Consider the following 14,980-nt stretch of genomic DNA (forward strand, 5'->3'; position numbering starts at 1 on the left):
GGCGCTACTCGCACCCCGGGCTGGGGAGGGCCCGGGGTAGGAACATCAACGGGGGGAGAAGCCGCGTTGGCCGGCTTGTCGACAGCAACTTCGCCGGCGGGCACCGTGCCAACGGCACATCCGACGCCAGCACCGAACCCGGCGTCCGATCTGCTGGCATCGATCATGGGCGCGCCGGGCGGCCGCTCCGGCGCCGCCGACCACACCGCCGGGATCGGTCGCTCCGGTAAGGGACTGGCCATCGTGCGGGCGGCCGCGCTGACCGGCACGATCCGGCGCGCCAGCGACCACACGGCCGGTGCCCTCGGCAGCGAACGACTCCTGCCCGTCCTGCCCGAGTTACGGGCCCTTCTCCCCGGCCGGGGACTGCGCCGGGGCGCCACGGTCGCGGTCGCCACCACCGCCACCGACCCGTCGGCCGACGGCGGACCGACCCGTCCGGCCCGGTCCGCCGGTGCCCGGTCCACCGGAGCCACCTCGCTGCTCCTCGCGTTGCTGTCCGCCGCGTCGGGCGCCGGTTCCTGGTGCGCGGTCGTCGGGGTACCCACGCTCGGAGCGGTCGCCGCCGCCGAGGCCGGCATCGCCCTCGACCGGCTCGCGCTCGTACCCCACCCCGGCCCCGACTGGACCACGGTCGTCGCGGCGCTGCTCGACGGGGTGGACATCGTGGTCGCCGCGCCACCCGGTCCGATCACCCCGTCCACCGCCAACCGGTTGGCCGCGCGGGCCAGGCAGCGCGGAAGCGTGCTCGTGTCGTACGGGCGCTGGGACGGCGCGGACATCACCTTCGACGCCGTCCGCGGGGTGTGGCACGGCCTGGGACAGGGCCACGGCCGCCTGCGCTGCCGGCAGCTCACCATCATGGCGCGCGGCCGTGGGTCCGCCGCCGCGCCCAAGCGCACCGAGGTGTGGTGGCCTCAGGTGTCCGGACCGCTGGCCGGACACCTGGAGCGAACGTTGGGCCGGACGCCTCCTGCCGCGGCGGGCCGGGCTCGTGACGTGCTCCGGGCGACGGGCTGACCGGGCGTGCGGACGCTGGTGCTGTGGTGTCCGGACTGGCCGGTGATCGCCGTGGAGATCGTCGAGGGCGTACCCGCGCGCGGGCCGGTGGCCGTCCTGCACGCCGGCCGGGTGCTGGCCTGCTCGCCGGCTGCCCGGGCCGAGGGGGTACGGCGCGGACTGCGCCGGCGGGAAGCGCAGGGCCGCTGTCCCGACCTGACCGTCGTCGACCACGACGCCGGCCGCGACGCCCGGGCGTTCGAACCGGTACTGGCCGCCGTCGAGGAGATGGCCGCCGGCGTCGAGGTCGTCCGGCCGGGGGTCTGCGCCCTCGCCGCCCGCGGCCCGTCCCGGTACTTCGGTGGTGCGGAGGCCGCCGCGGAACTGCTGGTCGAACACGTCGCGCAGGTGTGTGACGTCGAGGCGCAGGCCGGGATCGCCGACAGCGTGTTCGCCGCCACCCTCGCCGCGCGTGCCGGCCGGCTCGTCCCTCCCGACGGTACGCCCGCCTTCCTGGCCGGTATCGACGTCGCGGTCCTCGCCCGCCCCCGCCTGGTCGACCTGCTGCGCCGGCTGGGCATCCGCACCCTCGGCGACTTCGCCGCGCTGCCCGCGGGCGACGTGCTCGCACGGTTCGGGTTCGACGGTGCCCTCGCCCATCAGCTGGCCGCGGGGCGGGACGAGCGGCCGCTCGCCCCCCGCCAACCGCCCCCCGCCCTCGACGTGACGCAGACGTTCGACGAGCCGGTCGACCGGGTCGACGCCGCCGCGTTCGCCGCCCGGTCGCTCGCCGAGCGGCTGTACGAGCGCCTCGCCGCGCACGGGCTGGCCTGCACTCGCCTGGGGATCGAGGCGCTCACCGTCCACGGCGAGGAGTTGTACCGGACCTGGCGCCACGACGGACTGCTGAGCGCCGCCGGTATCGCCGACCGGGTGCGCTGGCAGCTCGACGGCTGGCTGACCACGGCGGGGAAGCGGTCGGTGCCCACCGCGGCCCTGACCCGGCTGCGTCTCGTACCCGATGGGGTGGTCGAGCACGCCGGCCTGCAACTCGGGTTGTGGGGCGAGGCGGGCGCCGAGCGCGACCGGGCGCACCGCGCGCTGACCCGGGTGCAGGGGCTGCTCGGGCCGGAGGCCGTCGTCACCGCGGAACTCGGGGGTGGGCGGTCGGCGGCCGACCGGGTCCGGCTGGTGCCGTGGGGCGACGAACGTGTCGCGCCGGGTACGGGCGAGCAGCCGTGGCCGGGCCGGTTGCCGCCGCCCGCCCCGGCGACGGTCCTGCCCGAGCCGGTACCGGTGAGTGTCACCACCGCCGACGGCGCGCCCGTCGGGGTCACCGGACGGCTGGCCGTGACCGGCGAACCGGCGCTGGTCGCCGTCGGGAAGGCCCGTCCGGTGGAGGTGTGGGGCTGGGCCGGCCCGTGGCCGGTCGACGAGCGGTGGTGGGCGCCGGACGAGGCCGACCGGCGGGTGCGGTTCCAGATGCTGCTCGCCGACGGCCGGGCGCTGCTGCTGGCGCTGGCCGGTGGCCGGTGGGTGCTGGAGGCCGTCTATGACTGACACGATCACTTTGACTGACAAGATCACCTCAACTTCCGGGAAGTTGTGGTCATCGGGGCCCTCTGAGGCCACAACTTCCGGAAAGTTGTGACGATCATGGGATTCAATAATCCGGACGTGCCGTGGTCGCGGATGGAGCGGGTGCTGTCCGGGCGGCGCATGCCGCCGGTCCTGGACCCGCTCGCCGACGGTCCCGACGGCGGAGACTCGCCGGCCTGGAGCCGGAAACGGGACCACTACCGCGCGGTGGAGATCGACCGACCGGAGGGCGCGGTCCCCTACGCCGAGCTGCACTGCCACTCCAACTTCAGCTTCCTCGACGGTGCCAGCCACCCGGAGGAGCTGGTCGAGCAGGCCGCCCGCCTGGGGCTGGAGGCGGTGGCGATCACCGACCACGACGGGTTCTACGGCGTGGTGCGCTTCGCCGAGGCAGCCCGGGAACTGGGCATCAGGACGATCTTCGGGGCGGAGCTGTCGCTGGGGCTGCCCGGCCCGCAGCACGGAGAGCCCGATCCGGCCGGCCGGCACCTGCTCGTACTCGCCCGGGGGCCGGCCGGCTACGCGAAGCTGTCGCGGGTCATCTCCGAGGCGCACCTGAGCGGAGGGGAGAAGGGGCGGCCGGTCTACGACCTCGACGAGGTCGCGGCGGCGTTGCGCGGCGACGTGCTCGTGCTCACCGGCTGCCGCAAGGGCCACGTCCCGGCGGCGCTGCTGGCCGGCGGCGTCGAGGCGGCGGCCACCGAGCTCGACCGGTTGACCGCGCTGTTCGGTGCCGAGCACGTCGCCGTCGAGCTGACCGACCACGCCCACCCGGACGACCACGAGCGCAACGAGGTCCTCGCCGAACTGGCCGACACGGCCGGGCTGCCGGTAGTCGCCACCAACAACGTGCACTACGCGACCCCCGCGCGGCGGCGGCTCGCCATGGCGCTCGCCGCGGTCCGGGCCCGGCGCAGCCTCGACGAGATGGCGGGCTGGCTGCCCGCCGCCGGTACGGCGTATCTGCGCAGCGGTGCGGAGATGGCCGCGCGCTTCGCCGCGTTCCCCGGCGCGGTCGAACGGGCCGCGGCGTTCGGCCGCGACCTGGCCTTCGACCTCAAGCTGGTCGCCCCTCGGCTGCCCGCCTACGACGTGGGCGAGGGCCACACCGAGATGAGCTGGCTGCGCCACCTGACCATGCGGGGCGCGGCCCGCCGGTACGGCCCGCGCAGCGCGTATCCCAAGGCGTACGAGCAGCTCGAGTACGAGCTGGACATGATCGAGAAGTTGGACTTCCCCGGGTACTTCCTGATCGTCTACGACATCGTCGAGATCTGCCGCCGGCTCGACATCTTCTGCCAGGGCCGGGGGTCGGCAGCCAACTCGGCGGTCTGCTACGCGCTGGGCATCACCAACGTCGACGCCGTCGCGCACGGGCTGCTGTTCGAGCGGTTCCTGTCCGAGCAGCGCGACGGGCCGCCCGACATCGACGTCGACATCGAGTCCGACCGGCGTGAGGAGGTCATCCAGGAGGTGTACCGCCGCTACGGCCGTCGCCACACCGCCCAGGTCGCCAACGTCATCTCCTACCGGCCGAAATCGGCCGTGCGCGACATGGCCAGGGCGTTCGGGTACTCGCCCGGCCAGCAGGACGCGTGGAGCAAGCAGCTCGACCACTGGGGTTCGGTGGCCGCGCACGAGGGGATCCCGCCGCAGGTCGTCGAGTACGCGAACGAGTTGCTGACCTTTCCCCGGCATCTGGGCATCCACTCCGGCGGCATGGTCATCTGCGACCGGCCCGTGATCGAGGTGTGCCCGGTGGAGCACGCCCGGATGGCGAACCGCACCGTCCTGCAGTGGGACAAGGACGACTGCGCGTCGGTGGGGCTGGTCAAGTTCGACCTGCTGGGACTGGGCATGCTGTCGGCGCTGCACTACGCGTACGACATGGTGGGCCTGCGCTGGGATCTGTCCACGATGGACCTCACCGACCCCGAGGTGTACGACATGCTCTGCCGGGCCGACTCGGTCGGGGTGTTCCAGGTGGAGAGCCGGGCCCAGATGGCCACCCTGCCCCGGCTGAAGCCGAGAAAGTTCTACGACCTGGTCGTCGAGGTGGCGCTGATCCGACCCGGCCCGATCCAGGGCGGCTCGGTGCATCCGTACATCCGGCGAGCCAACGGCCTGGAGCCACCGACGGTGCCGCACCCGCTGCTGGAGAACGCGCTACGCAAGACGCTGGGGGTGCCGCTGTTCCAGGAGCAGTTGATGCAGATGGCCATCGACGTGGCCGGGTTCACCCCGCAGGAGTCCGACGAACTGCGCCGGGCGATGGGCGCCAAGCGGTCGACCGGGCGGATGGAGGCCGTCCGGGAGCGGCTGTACCGGGGCATGGCGGCCAATGGCGTCACCGGTGAGCTGGCCGACGACCTGTACCACAAGCTCGCCGCGTTCGCCAACTACGGCTTCCCGGAAAGCCACGCGATGAGCTTCGCCTACCTGGTGTACGCCAGCGCCTGGCTCAAGCGGTACCACCCGGCGGCGTTCTGCGCGGCGCTGCTCAACGCCCAGCCGATGGGGTTCTACTCGCCGCAGTCCCTGGTGGACGACGCGCGCCGGCACGGGGTGACGGTACGGCGGCCGGACGTCAACGCCAGCAACGCGCCGGCCGTGCTGGAGCCGCCGGTCGACGGCGAGAGCCCGGGGACCGAGCCGCACGAGTGGGGCCGCGGCGGACCGGTGGTCCGGCTGGGGCTTTCCTCCGTGCGTACCCTCGGGTCGGGTGTGGCCGAGCGGATCGAGGCGCGACGCGCCGACGGCGGCCCCTACCGCGACCTGGTCGACCTGGCCCGGCGGGCGGAACTCACCACGGCCCACCTGGAGGCCCTGGCCACCGCGGACGCGTTCGCCTGCTTCGGGCTGACCCGGCGGGAGGCGCTGTGGGCGGCCGGTGCCGCCGCGCAGGAGCGGGACGGCCGGTTGCCGGGGACGGCCACCGGCGTCGAGGCGCCGACGCTGCCCGGCATGGACGCGGTCGAGCGGCTGGTCGCCGACGTGTGGGCGACCGGGCTCGCCCCGGACGCGCACCCCGCCCAGTTCGCCCGGCCGGTCCTGGACCGCCTGGGCGCGCTGCCGATCGACCGGCTGCGGACGGTCGAGCCCGGCCGGCGGGTGTACGTCGGCGGCATCGTCACCCACCGGCAGCGCCCCGCGACCGCCGGTGGGGTCACGTTCGTCAATCTCGAAGACGAGACCGGCATGCTCAACGTGACCTGCTCGCCGGGGCTGTGGCAGCGGTACCGGAAGGTCGCGCGGACGTCGCCCGCGCTCATGGTGCGCGGGATCCTGGAACGGGTCGAAGGGGTGGTCAACCTGCGCGCCGACCACCTGGCGCCGCTGACCCTGCCGGTACGCCCGGGGTCCCGGGACTTCCGCTGACTCGACAGTTACCGCATGATCACGGAGCATTTTCCGTGTTCTGGCATGGAAAATGCTCCGTGATCATGGATGTGGGGTCGACGGCGAGATCAGGAGTGGCCGCGGATCGGGTGCGGCCGGTACGGCGCCTCCAGTCGCTTGATCTCCTCGTCGGTGAGGTGCACGTCGAGCGCGCCGAGGGCGTCCTCGAGGTGCTGGAGCTTGGTCGCCCCGATGATCGGTGCGGTGACCCCGGGCCGGGACAGCAGCCAGGCGAGCGCGACCTGGGCCGGTTTCACGCCTCGCTCCTGGGCGACCTCCACGACGGCATCCACGACCGCGAAGTCGTCGTCGGTGTACAGGTTGTCGGCGACCTGGTCGTTGTTGGCGCGTACCGTGCGCCGCTCGCCGCCCGGGCCGCGGTTACCGGCGAGCAGCCCCCGCGCCAGCGGGCTCCACGGGATCAGGCCGACGCCCTGGTCGGCGCAGAACGGGATCATCTCCCGCTCCTCCTCGCGGTACACCAGGTTGTAGTGGTTCTGCATGGACACGAACCGGGTCCAGCCCCGCAGGTCCGCGGTGTACTGCATCTTCGCGAACTGCCAGGCGTACATGCTGGACGCGCCGATGTAGCGGGCCTTGCCGGCGCGTACGACGTCGTGCAGCGCCTCCATCGTCTCCTCGACCGGGGCCTCCGGGTCGAAGCGGTGGATCTGGTACAGGTCGACGTAGTCGGTACCGAGCCGCCGCAGCGAGTCGTCGATGCCGGCCATGATGTGCTTGCGGGACAGGCCCCGCTGGTTGGGGCCCGGCCCCATCGGGCCGAAGACCTTGGTGGCGAGGACGTAGTCGTCACGGTTACGGAAGAGCTTCGACAGCAATCGCCCGGTGACCTCCTCGCTGACGCCGAGCGAGTACATGTCGGCGGTGTCGAAGAAGGTGATCCCGGCCTCGACCGCGTGGCGCACGATCGGTTCGGCGGCATCCTCAGGAAGTATCCATTCCCGCCGGGCGGGGTCGCCGTAGCTCATCATGCCGAGGCAGATCCGGGAGACCTTCAGGCCGGTCGAGCCAAGTCGCGAGTACTCCATGGCTCGATCTTTACGCGGTGGCGATCCGGCGGCGACCCCGCCCGGCGTTGTGTCGATCCCGGTACGTCGCTAGGGTCAACCACTGAGCAACAACCCACGGGAGTCCGGTGTCACCGGGCTGAGAGGGGGGCTGTGAGCCCCCGACCGTCGAACCTGATCCGGGTCATGCCGGCGCAGGGAGGGAGGATGGATGCCCCCTATCGGGCGGCTGCACCTGATCACCGACACCCGGCCGGGCCGTGACGCGCTCGCCGTCGTCGCCGCCGGGCTGGCGGCCGGCGCCGACACCGTTCAGGTACGGGTCTCCGACGACGCCACGGACCGGGACGCGTACGAGCTGACCGTCCGGATCCTCGCGATGTGCCGGGAAAGCGGCGCGATGTGCCTGGTCAACGACCGGCTGCACGTGGCGCTCGCCGCCGGGGCGGACGGCGGGCACGTGGGAGCGGACGACCTGCCCGTGGCGGCGGCCCGCCGGATCCTCGGGCCGGGCGCCGTCCTCGGCGCGACCGCCCGCGACCCGGAGACCGCACGGCAGGCGGTACGCGACGGCGCCGGCTATCTCGGCGTGGGTCCCGCCTACGCCACGCGTACCAAGGATGGTCTGCCCGACCCGATCGGCCCGGCGGGCATCGCCGCCGTCGCGCGGGCGGTGACCGTACCGGTGATCGCGATCGGTGGCGTCACAGCGGCCAGGGTCCCCGAGCTGACCGCCACCGGCGCCCACGGCGTCGCGGTCGTCGGCGCTGTCAGCGAGGCCGGTGACCCCGGCAAGGCGACCCTCGAACTGCTGGAGGCACTCCGATGACCACGCGGGTCGCTGTCGTCGGCGCCGGGATCATCGGGCTCGGCATCGCGTGGCGCTGCGTGCAGCGCGGCCTCGACGTCACCGTGTACGACGCCGGCGGGGACGCGGCGTCCACCGTGGCCGCGGGCATGCTCGCCCCGACCAACGAGATCCAGGCCGGCGAGGAGGAGCTGCAGGGCCTCCTGGTCGACTCCAACCGGCGCTGGCCCGGCTTCGCCGCCGAGCTGGAGAAGGCCACCGGTGTCGAGCTGGGCTACCGCGACGAGGGCACGCTGATCGTCGCGCTCACCGGCGACGACCTGCGCGAAGTACGCCGCCTCGCCGGGTGGTACCAGCGGGCCGGCCAGCCGGTGCACCCCCTGACCGCGCGGGAACTGCGCGAACGCGAGCCCCTGCTGTCGCCCCGGGTACGCGGCGGTGCCTATGCGCCCCAGGACCGGCAGGTGGATCCGCGCCGGTTGCGCACCGCGCTGCGGCAGGCCGTCGGCGAGGACCGGATCGTGCGGCAGAACGTCACCGACCTGGCCAACCTGGACGCGGACCGCGTCGTGGTCGCCGCGGGGATCGGCACGACGGCCCTCACCGGCCTGCCGGTCCGCCCGGTCAAGGGGCAGACCGTACGGCTGAGAGCGCCGGCCCCGCCGGTCCGGCACGTCATCCGCGGGTACGCCCGCAGCCGCCCGGTCTACCTGGTGCCGCGCCACGACGGGGAGCTGGTGATCGGGGCGACCGAGGAGGAGCGCGGCGCAGACACGACCGTGACCGCCGGTGGCGTGCTCGACCTGCTGCGCCCCGCGGCCGAGCTGCTGCCCGAGGTCGCCGAGTACCCGATCACCGAGATCCTGGCCGGGCTGCGGCCCGGCACCCCGGACAACGCCCCGATTCTCGGGGTCCTGAAAGACCACGTCATCGTGGCCGCCGGCCATTACCGCAACGGTGTCCTGCTCACGCCCGTCACGGCCGACCTGGTCGCGGACCTCGCCGTCACCGGCGTGCCGCCGCAGGAGATCAAGCCCTTCACCCCGGACAGGGAGGCGCTGTGGACCTGACAGTCAACGGCGAGCACCGGACCCTGAGCGGTCCGACCAGCGTCGCCGACCTGGTCAGCGAGCTGACCAACCGGGAGACCGGCGTCGCCGTGGCGGTCAACGGCGAGGTGGTGCCGCGCTCGGTGTGGGCCGCGACGGCCCTCGGCAGAGGCGACGCGGTCGAGATCCTCACGGCGGTGCAAGGTGGATAACTTCACGATCGCCGGTGAGGAGCTGGACTCCCGGCTCATCCTCGGCACCGGCGGTGCGACCAACCACGCGGTACTGGAGGAGGCGATCCGGGAGAGCGGAACCGTGCTCGTCACCGTGGCGCTGCGCCGCATCGACCCGACCGCCCCCGGCACCCTGCTGGACGTCCTGGACAAGGCCGGGGTGCGGATCCTGCCGAACACCGCCGGCTGCTACACCGCCGCCGAGGCGGTCAAGCTGGCCCACCTGGCGCGTGAGGCCTTCGCGACGAGCTGGGTGAAGCTCGAGGTCATCGGCGACTCCGACACCCTGCTGCCGGACGCGGTCGAACTGGTGAGCGCGGCGCAGACCCTGGTCGACGACGGGTTCACCGTCCTGCCGTACACCACCGACGACCCGGTACTGGCCCGCCGGCTGGCCGACGTCGGGTGCGCGGCCGTGATGCCGCTCGGCGCGCCGATCGGCTCCGGCATGGGCATCCGCAACCCGTACAACATCGCGCTGATCAGGGAGGCGGTGAGCGTACCCGTGATCCTGGACGCCGGGATCGGCACGGCCTCGGACGCGGCGCTCGCGATGGAGCTGGGCTGTGACGGCGTGCTGCTCGCGTCGGCGGTGACCCGCGCCGAGCGGCCGGGGGAGATGGCGGCGGCGATGCGCCACGCGGTGATCGCCGGGCGGCTGGCGTACCGGGCCGGGCGGATCGCGCGGCGGCTGCACGCCACCGCGTCCAGCCCCTTCGAGGGGATGCCCACGTGGTGATCGTCTTCACCGACCGCCGTCAGGCCCGCCGCCCGCTGCTCGAGGTGATCGCGGCGGCGGTCGGCGGCGGCGCGCGGACGGTGGTGCTGCGGGAGAAGGACCTGCCCGACGACGAGCGGGCGGTGCTCGCGGCGCGCTTGCAGCCGCTGCTGGCGAACGTCGGGGGGAGATTGCTGCTCGCCGGCCGCGTACCCGGCCCCGACGGCCGGCATCTCGCTGCCGCCGACCCGTGGCCGGCGGCAGCGCGCGGGCTGATCGGCCGCAGCTGCCACGACGCGAACGAGCTGGCCGGCGCCGCCGCCGAGGGCTGCTCGTACGCCACGATCTCGCCGGTCTACCCGACGGCGAGTAAGCCCGGCTACGGTCCGCCGCTCGGCCTGACGAAGCTGCGCGAGCTGTGCGCCGGGGCCGGCCTGCCGGTGTACGCCCTGGGCGGCGTCGATTCCGGCGAGCGGGCCGCCGCGTGTCGGGCCGCCGGGGCTGCCGGGGTGGCCGTGATGGGCGCGGTGATGCGCGCGGACGACCCGGCCGCGGTCGTGAAGGAGCTGCTGCCGTGAACCCGCCCGTCGCGCTCACCATCGCCGGCTCGGACTCCGGCGGCGGTGCCGGGATCCAGGCCGACCTGAAGACGTTCGCGGCGCACGGCGTCTTCGGTACCAGCGTGATCACCGCACTCACCGCGCAGAACACCACGAAGGTACGCGGGGTGCGGGCGACCGAGCCGGACTTCGTGGCCGAGCAACTGTCCGCCGTACTCGACGACCTGCCCGTCGCCGCGGTCAAGACCGGCATGCTCGCGACGGTCGAGATCGTCCACGTGGTGGCCCGCTGGGCCCGGAGACTGCCGCAGCTGGTGGTCGACCCGGTACTGGTCTCGTCGGCCGGTGATCCGTTGTTCGACGGGGCGGCGCGGGTCGCGTACCTCGACGAGCTCTTCCCGGTGGCGATCGTGGTGACGCCGAACTCGCGGGAGGCCGGAGTCCTGGTCGGACGCGACATCACCAGCGTCGACGACGCCGTCGCCGCCGCCCGCGAACTCGGTGGGGCCGGCCCGGAGTGGGTGATCGTCAAGGGCGGCCACCTGGACGGCGGCGGAGAGGCCGTTGACGTCGTCTGGCACGCCGGTGAGGTCGAGATCCTGCGCGCGCCGTGGGTCGACACCGCCAACAACCACGGCACCGGCTGCACCTTCGCCGCCGCCACCGCCGCCCGGTTGAGCCGGGGCGACGACGTGCGGGCGGCGCTGCACGGTGCCAAGTCCTACGTCCATCGCGCCCTGCGCGGGTCCGCCGGCTGGCGGCTCGGCGAGGGGCACGGCCCACTGTCCTGGGAGGCACTCTCATGAGGCACAAGGTCTACGTCTCCGGTTCGCGGCCCGATCTGCGGGTGCCGTTCGCCGAGGTGAAGCTGACCGGCGACAACCCGCCGGTACGGCTCTACGACACGTCCGGTCCCGGCAGCGACCCGTCGGTCGGCCTGCCCGAGCTACGGGCGCACTGGATCGCCGAGCGCGGCGACGTGATCAGTGAGTCGGCCCGCGGGACCGCCGCCGCCGGGCAGACCGTGCGCCGCGCCGCCCCCGGCCGGACCGTCACCCAGCTGCACTACGCCCGTCAGGGCATCGTGACCCCCGAGATGGAGTTCGTGGCGCTGCGCGAAGGGCTGCCGGCTGAGGTGGTCCGCGAAGAGATCGCCACCGGTCGGGCGATCCTGCCCAACAACGTCAACCACCCGGAGAGCGAACCGATGGCCATCGGCAACCGGTTCCTGGTGAAGGTCAACGCCAACATCGGTACCTCGGCCGTGACGTCCGGTGTGGACGAGGAGGTGGCCAAGCTGACCTGGGCCACGCGGTGGGGCGCCGACACCGTCATGGACCTGTCCACGGGTAAGCACATCCACGCCACCCGCGAGGCGATCGTGCGCAACTCGGCGGTACCCATCGGCACGGTACCGATCTACCAGGCCCTGGAGAAGGTCGGCGGCGACCCGCTGAAGCTGACCTGGGAGGTCTACCGGGACACCGTGATCGAGCAGGCCGAGCAGGGCGTGGACTACATGACGGTGCACGCCGGCGTGCTGCTGTCGTACGTGCCGCTGACGGTGCGGCGGGTGACCGGCATCGTCTCGCGGGGTGGGTCGATCCTGGCCGCCTGGTGCCTGGCCCGCCATGAGGAGAACTTCCTCTACACCCACTTCCGCGAGTTGTGCGAGATCTTCGCCGCGTACGACGTCGCCTTCTCGCTGGGCGACGGGCTGCGGCCGGGCTCGATCGCCGATGCCAACGACGCCGCCCAGCTCGCCGAGCTGCAGACCCTCGGCGAGCTGACGAAGATCGCCTGGGAGTACGACGTCCAGGTCATGATCGAGGGGCCGGGTCACGTGCCCATGCACAAGATCAAGGAGAACGTGGACCTCCAGCAGGAGTGGTGCCATGAGGCGCCGTTCTACACGCTCGGGCCGCTGACCACCGACATCGCTCCGGCGTACGACCACATCACATCGGCGATCGGCGCCGCGATGATCGCCATGTACGGCACGGCCATGCTCTGCTACGTCACCCCCAAGGAGCACCTCGGGCTGCCCGACCGCGACGACGTGAAGGAGGGCGTCATCGCGTACAAGATCGCTGCGCACGCGGCCGACCTGGCCAAGGGGCACCCGGCCGCGCAGGCCTGGGACGACGCGCTGAGCAAGGCCCGGTTCGAGTTCCGCTGGGAAGACCAGTTCAACCTGGCGCTCGACCCGGACACCGCGCGGAGGTACCACGACGAGACGCTGCCCGCCGAGCCGGCCAAGACCGCGCACTTCTGCTCCATGTGCGGGCCGAAGTTCTGCTCCATGAAGATCAGCCAGGACCTGCGCCGGTACGCCGACCAGCACGGCGTCGACCCGGTGACCGCGCGTGACCTCGGGCTGAAGGAGAAGGCGGCCGAGTTCGTCGCGACCGGCGCGGAGATCTACCGGGCGCCGTGACCGTTGCCTTGATCGTCACAACTTCCGGGAAATTGTGGTCTCCGGGTGCCTCGATGGCCACAACTACCCGGAAGTTGTGTCGATCATGAGGGCGCGAGCCGCCGGCGACCGCCCCGGATCGGTCGTGTTGTGACCATCGTGAACACGGCCACGGGTAGGCTCCGGGGCGTGGAGCCCAAGGGAACCGCCTCGCCGCGTACCGCGGTGGTCTGGGCGGTGCTGCGCGCGGAACTGGAGCGGGCGAACCGCCCCCTGACCGTGCTCGACGTCGGCGGTGGCACCGGCGGGTTCGCCGTGCCACTGGCCACCGCCGGGCACCGGGTCACCGTCATCGACGCCAGCCCGGACGCGCTCGCCGCGCTGACCCGGCGCGCGGCCGAGGCCGGTGTCGCCGAACGGGTACGCGCGGTGCAGGGCGACGGTGACGCCGTGGCCGACCTGGTCGCCCCGGACAGCGCCGACCTGGTGCTGTGCCACAGCCTGCTGGAGGTGGTCGACGACCCGGCCAGCGTGGTCAAGGCGCTCTCCGCGACGCTGCGCCCGGGCGGTGTGGCCAGTGTCCTGGTCGCCAACCGGGTCGCGGCGGTCCTCGCCCGGGCTGTCGGCGGCCACCTTGACGTCGCGGCGGGCCTGCTGACCGACCCGGAGGGCCGCACCGGCGCCCGGGACACGCTCCGCCGCCGGTTCGACCGGGAGTCCGCGGCCGCCCTGCTCGCCTCCGGTGGCCTGGTCGTCGAGCAGATCCACGGGGTACGGGTGGTCGCCGACCTGCTGCCCGGTGCCGTCCTGGAGGGGCAGACCGAGGCGCTGGTCGCCTTCGAACTGGCCGCCTCGGAGCGTTCCCCGTACCGGGAGATGGCCACCCAGTTGCACCTGTTCGCCCGCCGCCCGGGCGTCTGACATGGACGCCGTCCGGCCGTCCGGGACCGAGGCCGTCCGGCAGGCCGGCATGGACACCGCCCGGCCGGCGGGGCTGGACGTCGTCCGGCCCGGGTACGGCGCGGACAGCCTCGCCGACGTGCTGCCGGGCGTCCTGTGCGCGCTGGGCCTGCCCGGTGCACCCGACCCGCTGGGCCTGGCGACCGGACCGCTGTCCGGGGTACGCCGGGTGGCGGTGCTGCTCGTCGACGGGCTCGGGCAGGAACAGCTCCCGCTCGCCGCCCCGTACGCGCCGAACCTGGCCGAGCTGGCGACCGGCCGGCTCGGCGCGGCGCGCACCATCACCAGCGGGTTCCCCTCCACGACACCGACCAGCCTGGTGACCGTCGGCACCGGTGCCCCGCCCGGCCGGCACGGCGTCCTCGGGTTCAACCTGCGGGTACCGGAGACCGGCCGGGTCCTCAACCACATCCGCTGGTGGGACGACCCGGACCCGGCCGCCTGGCAGCCGGTGCCGACCATGTTCGAGCGGGCGGCCGCCGCCGGGGTGCCGGTGTCGGTGGTCAGCCGGGCCGACTTCGCCGGCAGCGGGCTGACCGTGGCCGCCTACCGCGGCGCCGGGTACCGGGGCGTGGCCGGGGCGGACGCCCTCGCCGCCGAGATGCTGTCCGCGCTGGACACCGAGGGCGGACTGGTCTACGGGTACCACCCTGATCTTGACAGCGCCGGTCACCACCACGGGCTGGCGTCGGGCGAGTGGGCGGCGGCGGCCGGCGACGTGGACCGCCTGGTCACCCGGCTGGCCGAGGGGCTGCCACCGGACGCGGCCCTGGTCGTGACCGCCGACCACGGGCAGCTCGACATCCCGCTGGACGGGCGCCTCGACCTCGACACCGACCCCCGCCTGCGGGCGGGGGTGGAGGCGGTGGCCGGTGAGGCCCGGGTGCGGTACCTGTACACCGTGCCGGGGGCGCGCGACGACGTGATCGCCGCGTGGCGGTCCGTCCTCGGCGACGGCGCCTGGATCGTGCCGCGCGAGGAGGCGGTCGCGGCCGGCTGGTTCGGCCCGGTACCCGAACGCCATCTCGCCCGCATCGGCGACGTCGTGGTCGCCTGCCACGACCGCACCGTGGTGGTGGCGAGCCGGTCGGAGCCGTCGTTCGTCGCCCGGATGATCGCCTTCCACGGTTCGTACACCGCCGCCGAGATGCGGATACCCCTGATCGTGGTGACGGGAAAGACGCCCTGATCAGCGCGGCGTCGAGGCGATC

At 73.4% G+C, this 14,980-nt stretch carries 13 protein-coding genes and 1 riboswitch; of the genes, 12 read left to right on the forward strand and 1 reads right to left on the reverse strand.

Annotated elements, in window-relative coordinates; all coding sequences use genetic code 11:
• Positions 1–165 precede the first annotated feature (165 nt).
• The 3 genes from ACNTMW_RS12275 (at position 166) to ACNTMW_RS12285 (ending at position 5,976) form a co-directional block, all read left to right on the forward strand.
• Positions 166–1,020 carry a hypothetical protein gene (locus tag ACNTMW_RS12275; protein WP_426633589.1) on the forward strand — a complete coding sequence of 285 codons (855 nt, stop codon included), beginning with the start codon at positions 166–168 and terminating at the stop codon, positions 1,018–1,020.
• A gap of 6 nt (positions 1,021–1,026) precedes the next feature.
• Positions 1,027–2,559 carry a DNA polymerase Y family protein gene (locus ACNTMW_RS12280; protein WP_426633590.1) on the forward strand — a complete coding sequence of 511 codons (1,533 nt, stop codon included), beginning with the start codon at positions 1,027–1,029 and terminating at the stop codon, positions 2,557–2,559.
• A gap of 96 nt (positions 2,560–2,655) precedes the next feature.
• Positions 2,656–5,976 (forward strand): error-prone DNA polymerase, encoded by a 3,321-nt coding sequence (locus tag ACNTMW_RS12285; protein ID WP_426633591.1) that lies wholly within the window; start codon positions 2,656–2,658, stop codon positions 5,974–5,976.
• Positions 5,977–6,065: 89 nt separating this feature from the next.
• On the opposite strand, the gene ACNTMW_RS12290 is transcribed toward ACNTMW_RS12285, so the two are convergent.
• Positions 6,066–7,046: an aldo/keto reductase gene (locus ACNTMW_RS12290; protein WP_426633592.1), complete on the reverse strand. Its 981-nt coding sequence runs from the start codon at positions 7,044–7,046 to the stop codon at positions 6,066–6,068.
• 86 nt (positions 7,047–7,132) lie between these two features.
• Positions 7,133–7,243, forward strand: a riboswitch (TPP riboswitch).
• On the opposite strand from ACNTMW_RS12290, the gene thiE reads away from it, so the two are divergent.
• From thiE to ACNTMW_RS12335, 9 genes are all read left to right on the forward strand, one after another.
• Complete coding sequence (gene thiE / locus ACNTMW_RS12295; RefSeq protein ID WP_426633593.1) at positions 7,237–7,854, forward strand: thiamine phosphate synthase; 618 nt, start codon at positions 7,237–7,239, stop codon at positions 7,852–7,854. (Overlaps the previous riboswitch by 7 nt.)
• Positions 7,851–8,903 carry a glycine oxidase ThiO gene (gene thiO, locus ACNTMW_RS12300; RefSeq protein WP_426633594.1) on the forward strand — a complete coding sequence of 351 codons (1,053 nt, stop codon included), beginning with the start codon at positions 7,851–7,853 and terminating at the stop codon, positions 8,901–8,903. Before thiE ends, thiO begins: the two co-directional genes overlap by 4 nt.
• Entirely contained in the window at positions 8,894–9,094 is a 201-nt protein-coding gene (gene thiS / locus ACNTMW_RS12305; RefSeq protein ID WP_426633596.1) for a sulfur carrier protein ThiS, read from the forward strand. The genes thiO and thiS overlap by 10 nt, the downstream gene beginning before the upstream one ends.
• The gene (locus tag ACNTMW_RS12310) at positions 9,087–9,854 is read left to right on the forward strand and encodes a thiazole synthase (RefSeq protein WP_426633597.1); all 768 of its coding nucleotides are present in this window, start codon (positions 9,087–9,089) and stop codon (positions 9,852–9,854) included. The genes thiS and ACNTMW_RS12310 overlap by 8 nt, the downstream gene beginning before the upstream one ends.
• Positions 9,848–10,411: a thiamine phosphate synthase gene (locus ACNTMW_RS12315; protein ID WP_426633598.1), complete on the forward strand. Its 564-nt coding sequence runs from the start codon at positions 9,848–9,850 to the stop codon at positions 10,409–10,411. The genes ACNTMW_RS12310 and ACNTMW_RS12315 overlap by 7 nt, the downstream gene beginning before the upstream one ends.
• Positions 10,408–11,199, forward strand: a complete 792-nt coding sequence (thiD, locus tag ACNTMW_RS12320) for a bifunctional hydroxymethylpyrimidine kinase/phosphomethylpyrimidine kinase (RefSeq protein ID WP_426633599.1) — start codon at positions 10,408–10,410, stop codon at positions 11,197–11,199. The genes ACNTMW_RS12315 and thiD overlap by 4 nt, the downstream gene beginning before the upstream one ends.
• Complete coding sequence (thiC, locus tag ACNTMW_RS12325; protein WP_426633600.1) at positions 11,196–12,830, forward strand: phosphomethylpyrimidine synthase ThiC; 1,635 nt, start codon at positions 11,196–11,198, stop codon at positions 12,828–12,830. The genes thiD and thiC overlap by 4 nt, the downstream gene beginning before the upstream one ends.
• 138 nt (positions 12,831–12,968) lie before the next feature.
• Positions 12,969–13,730, forward strand: coding sequence for a methyltransferase domain-containing protein (locus ACNTMW_RS12330; protein ID WP_426633601.1), 762 nt, complete (start codon positions 12,969–12,971; stop codon positions 13,728–13,730).
• A 1-nt stretch (position 13,731) separates the two neighbouring features.
• Entirely contained in the window at positions 13,732–14,958 is a 1,227-nt protein-coding gene (locus ACNTMW_RS12335; RefSeq protein ID WP_426633602.1) for an alkaline phosphatase family protein, read from the forward strand.
• Positions 14,959–14,980: the final 22 nt, after the last annotated feature.

The sequence above is a fragment of the Planosporangium spinosum genome, assembly GCF_049999945.1.
In the GTDB taxonomy this organism is placed as follows: domain Bacteria; phylum Actinomycetota; class Actinomycetes; order Mycobacteriales; family Micromonosporaceae; genus Planosporangium; species Planosporangium spinosum.

What these genes read in the sequence shown, in the direction of transcription:
- thiE (WP_426633593.1), top strand. Translation starts at nt 7,237, where the DNA reads ATGCCCCCTATCGGGCGGCTGCACCTGATCACCGACACCCGGCCGGGC.
- ACNTMW_RS12275 (WP_426633589.1), top strand. Translation starts at nt 166, where the DNA reads ATGGGCGCGCCGGGCGGCCGCTCCGGCGCCGCCGACCACACCGCCGGG.
- ACNTMW_RS12285 (WP_426633591.1), top strand. Translation starts at nt 2,656, where the DNA reads ATGGGATTCAATAATCCGGACGTGCCGTGGTCGCGGATGGAGCGGGTG.
- ACNTMW_RS12290 (WP_426633592.1), bottom strand. Translation starts at nt 7,046, where the DNA reads ATGGAGTACTCGCGACTTGGCTCGACCGGCCTGAAGGTCTCCCGGATC.
- ACNTMW_RS12335 (WP_426633602.1), top strand. Translation starts at nt 13,732, where the DNA reads ATGGACGCCGTCCGGCCGTCCGGGACCGAGGCCGTCCGGCAGGCCGGC.
- thiO (WP_426633594.1), top strand. Translation starts at nt 7,851, where the DNA reads ATGACCACGCGGGTCGCTGTCGTCGGCGCCGGGATCATCGGGCTCGGC.
- thiC (WP_426633600.1), top strand. Translation starts at nt 11,196, where the DNA reads ATGAGGCACAAGGTCTACGTCTCCGGTTCGCGGCCCGATCTGCGGGTG.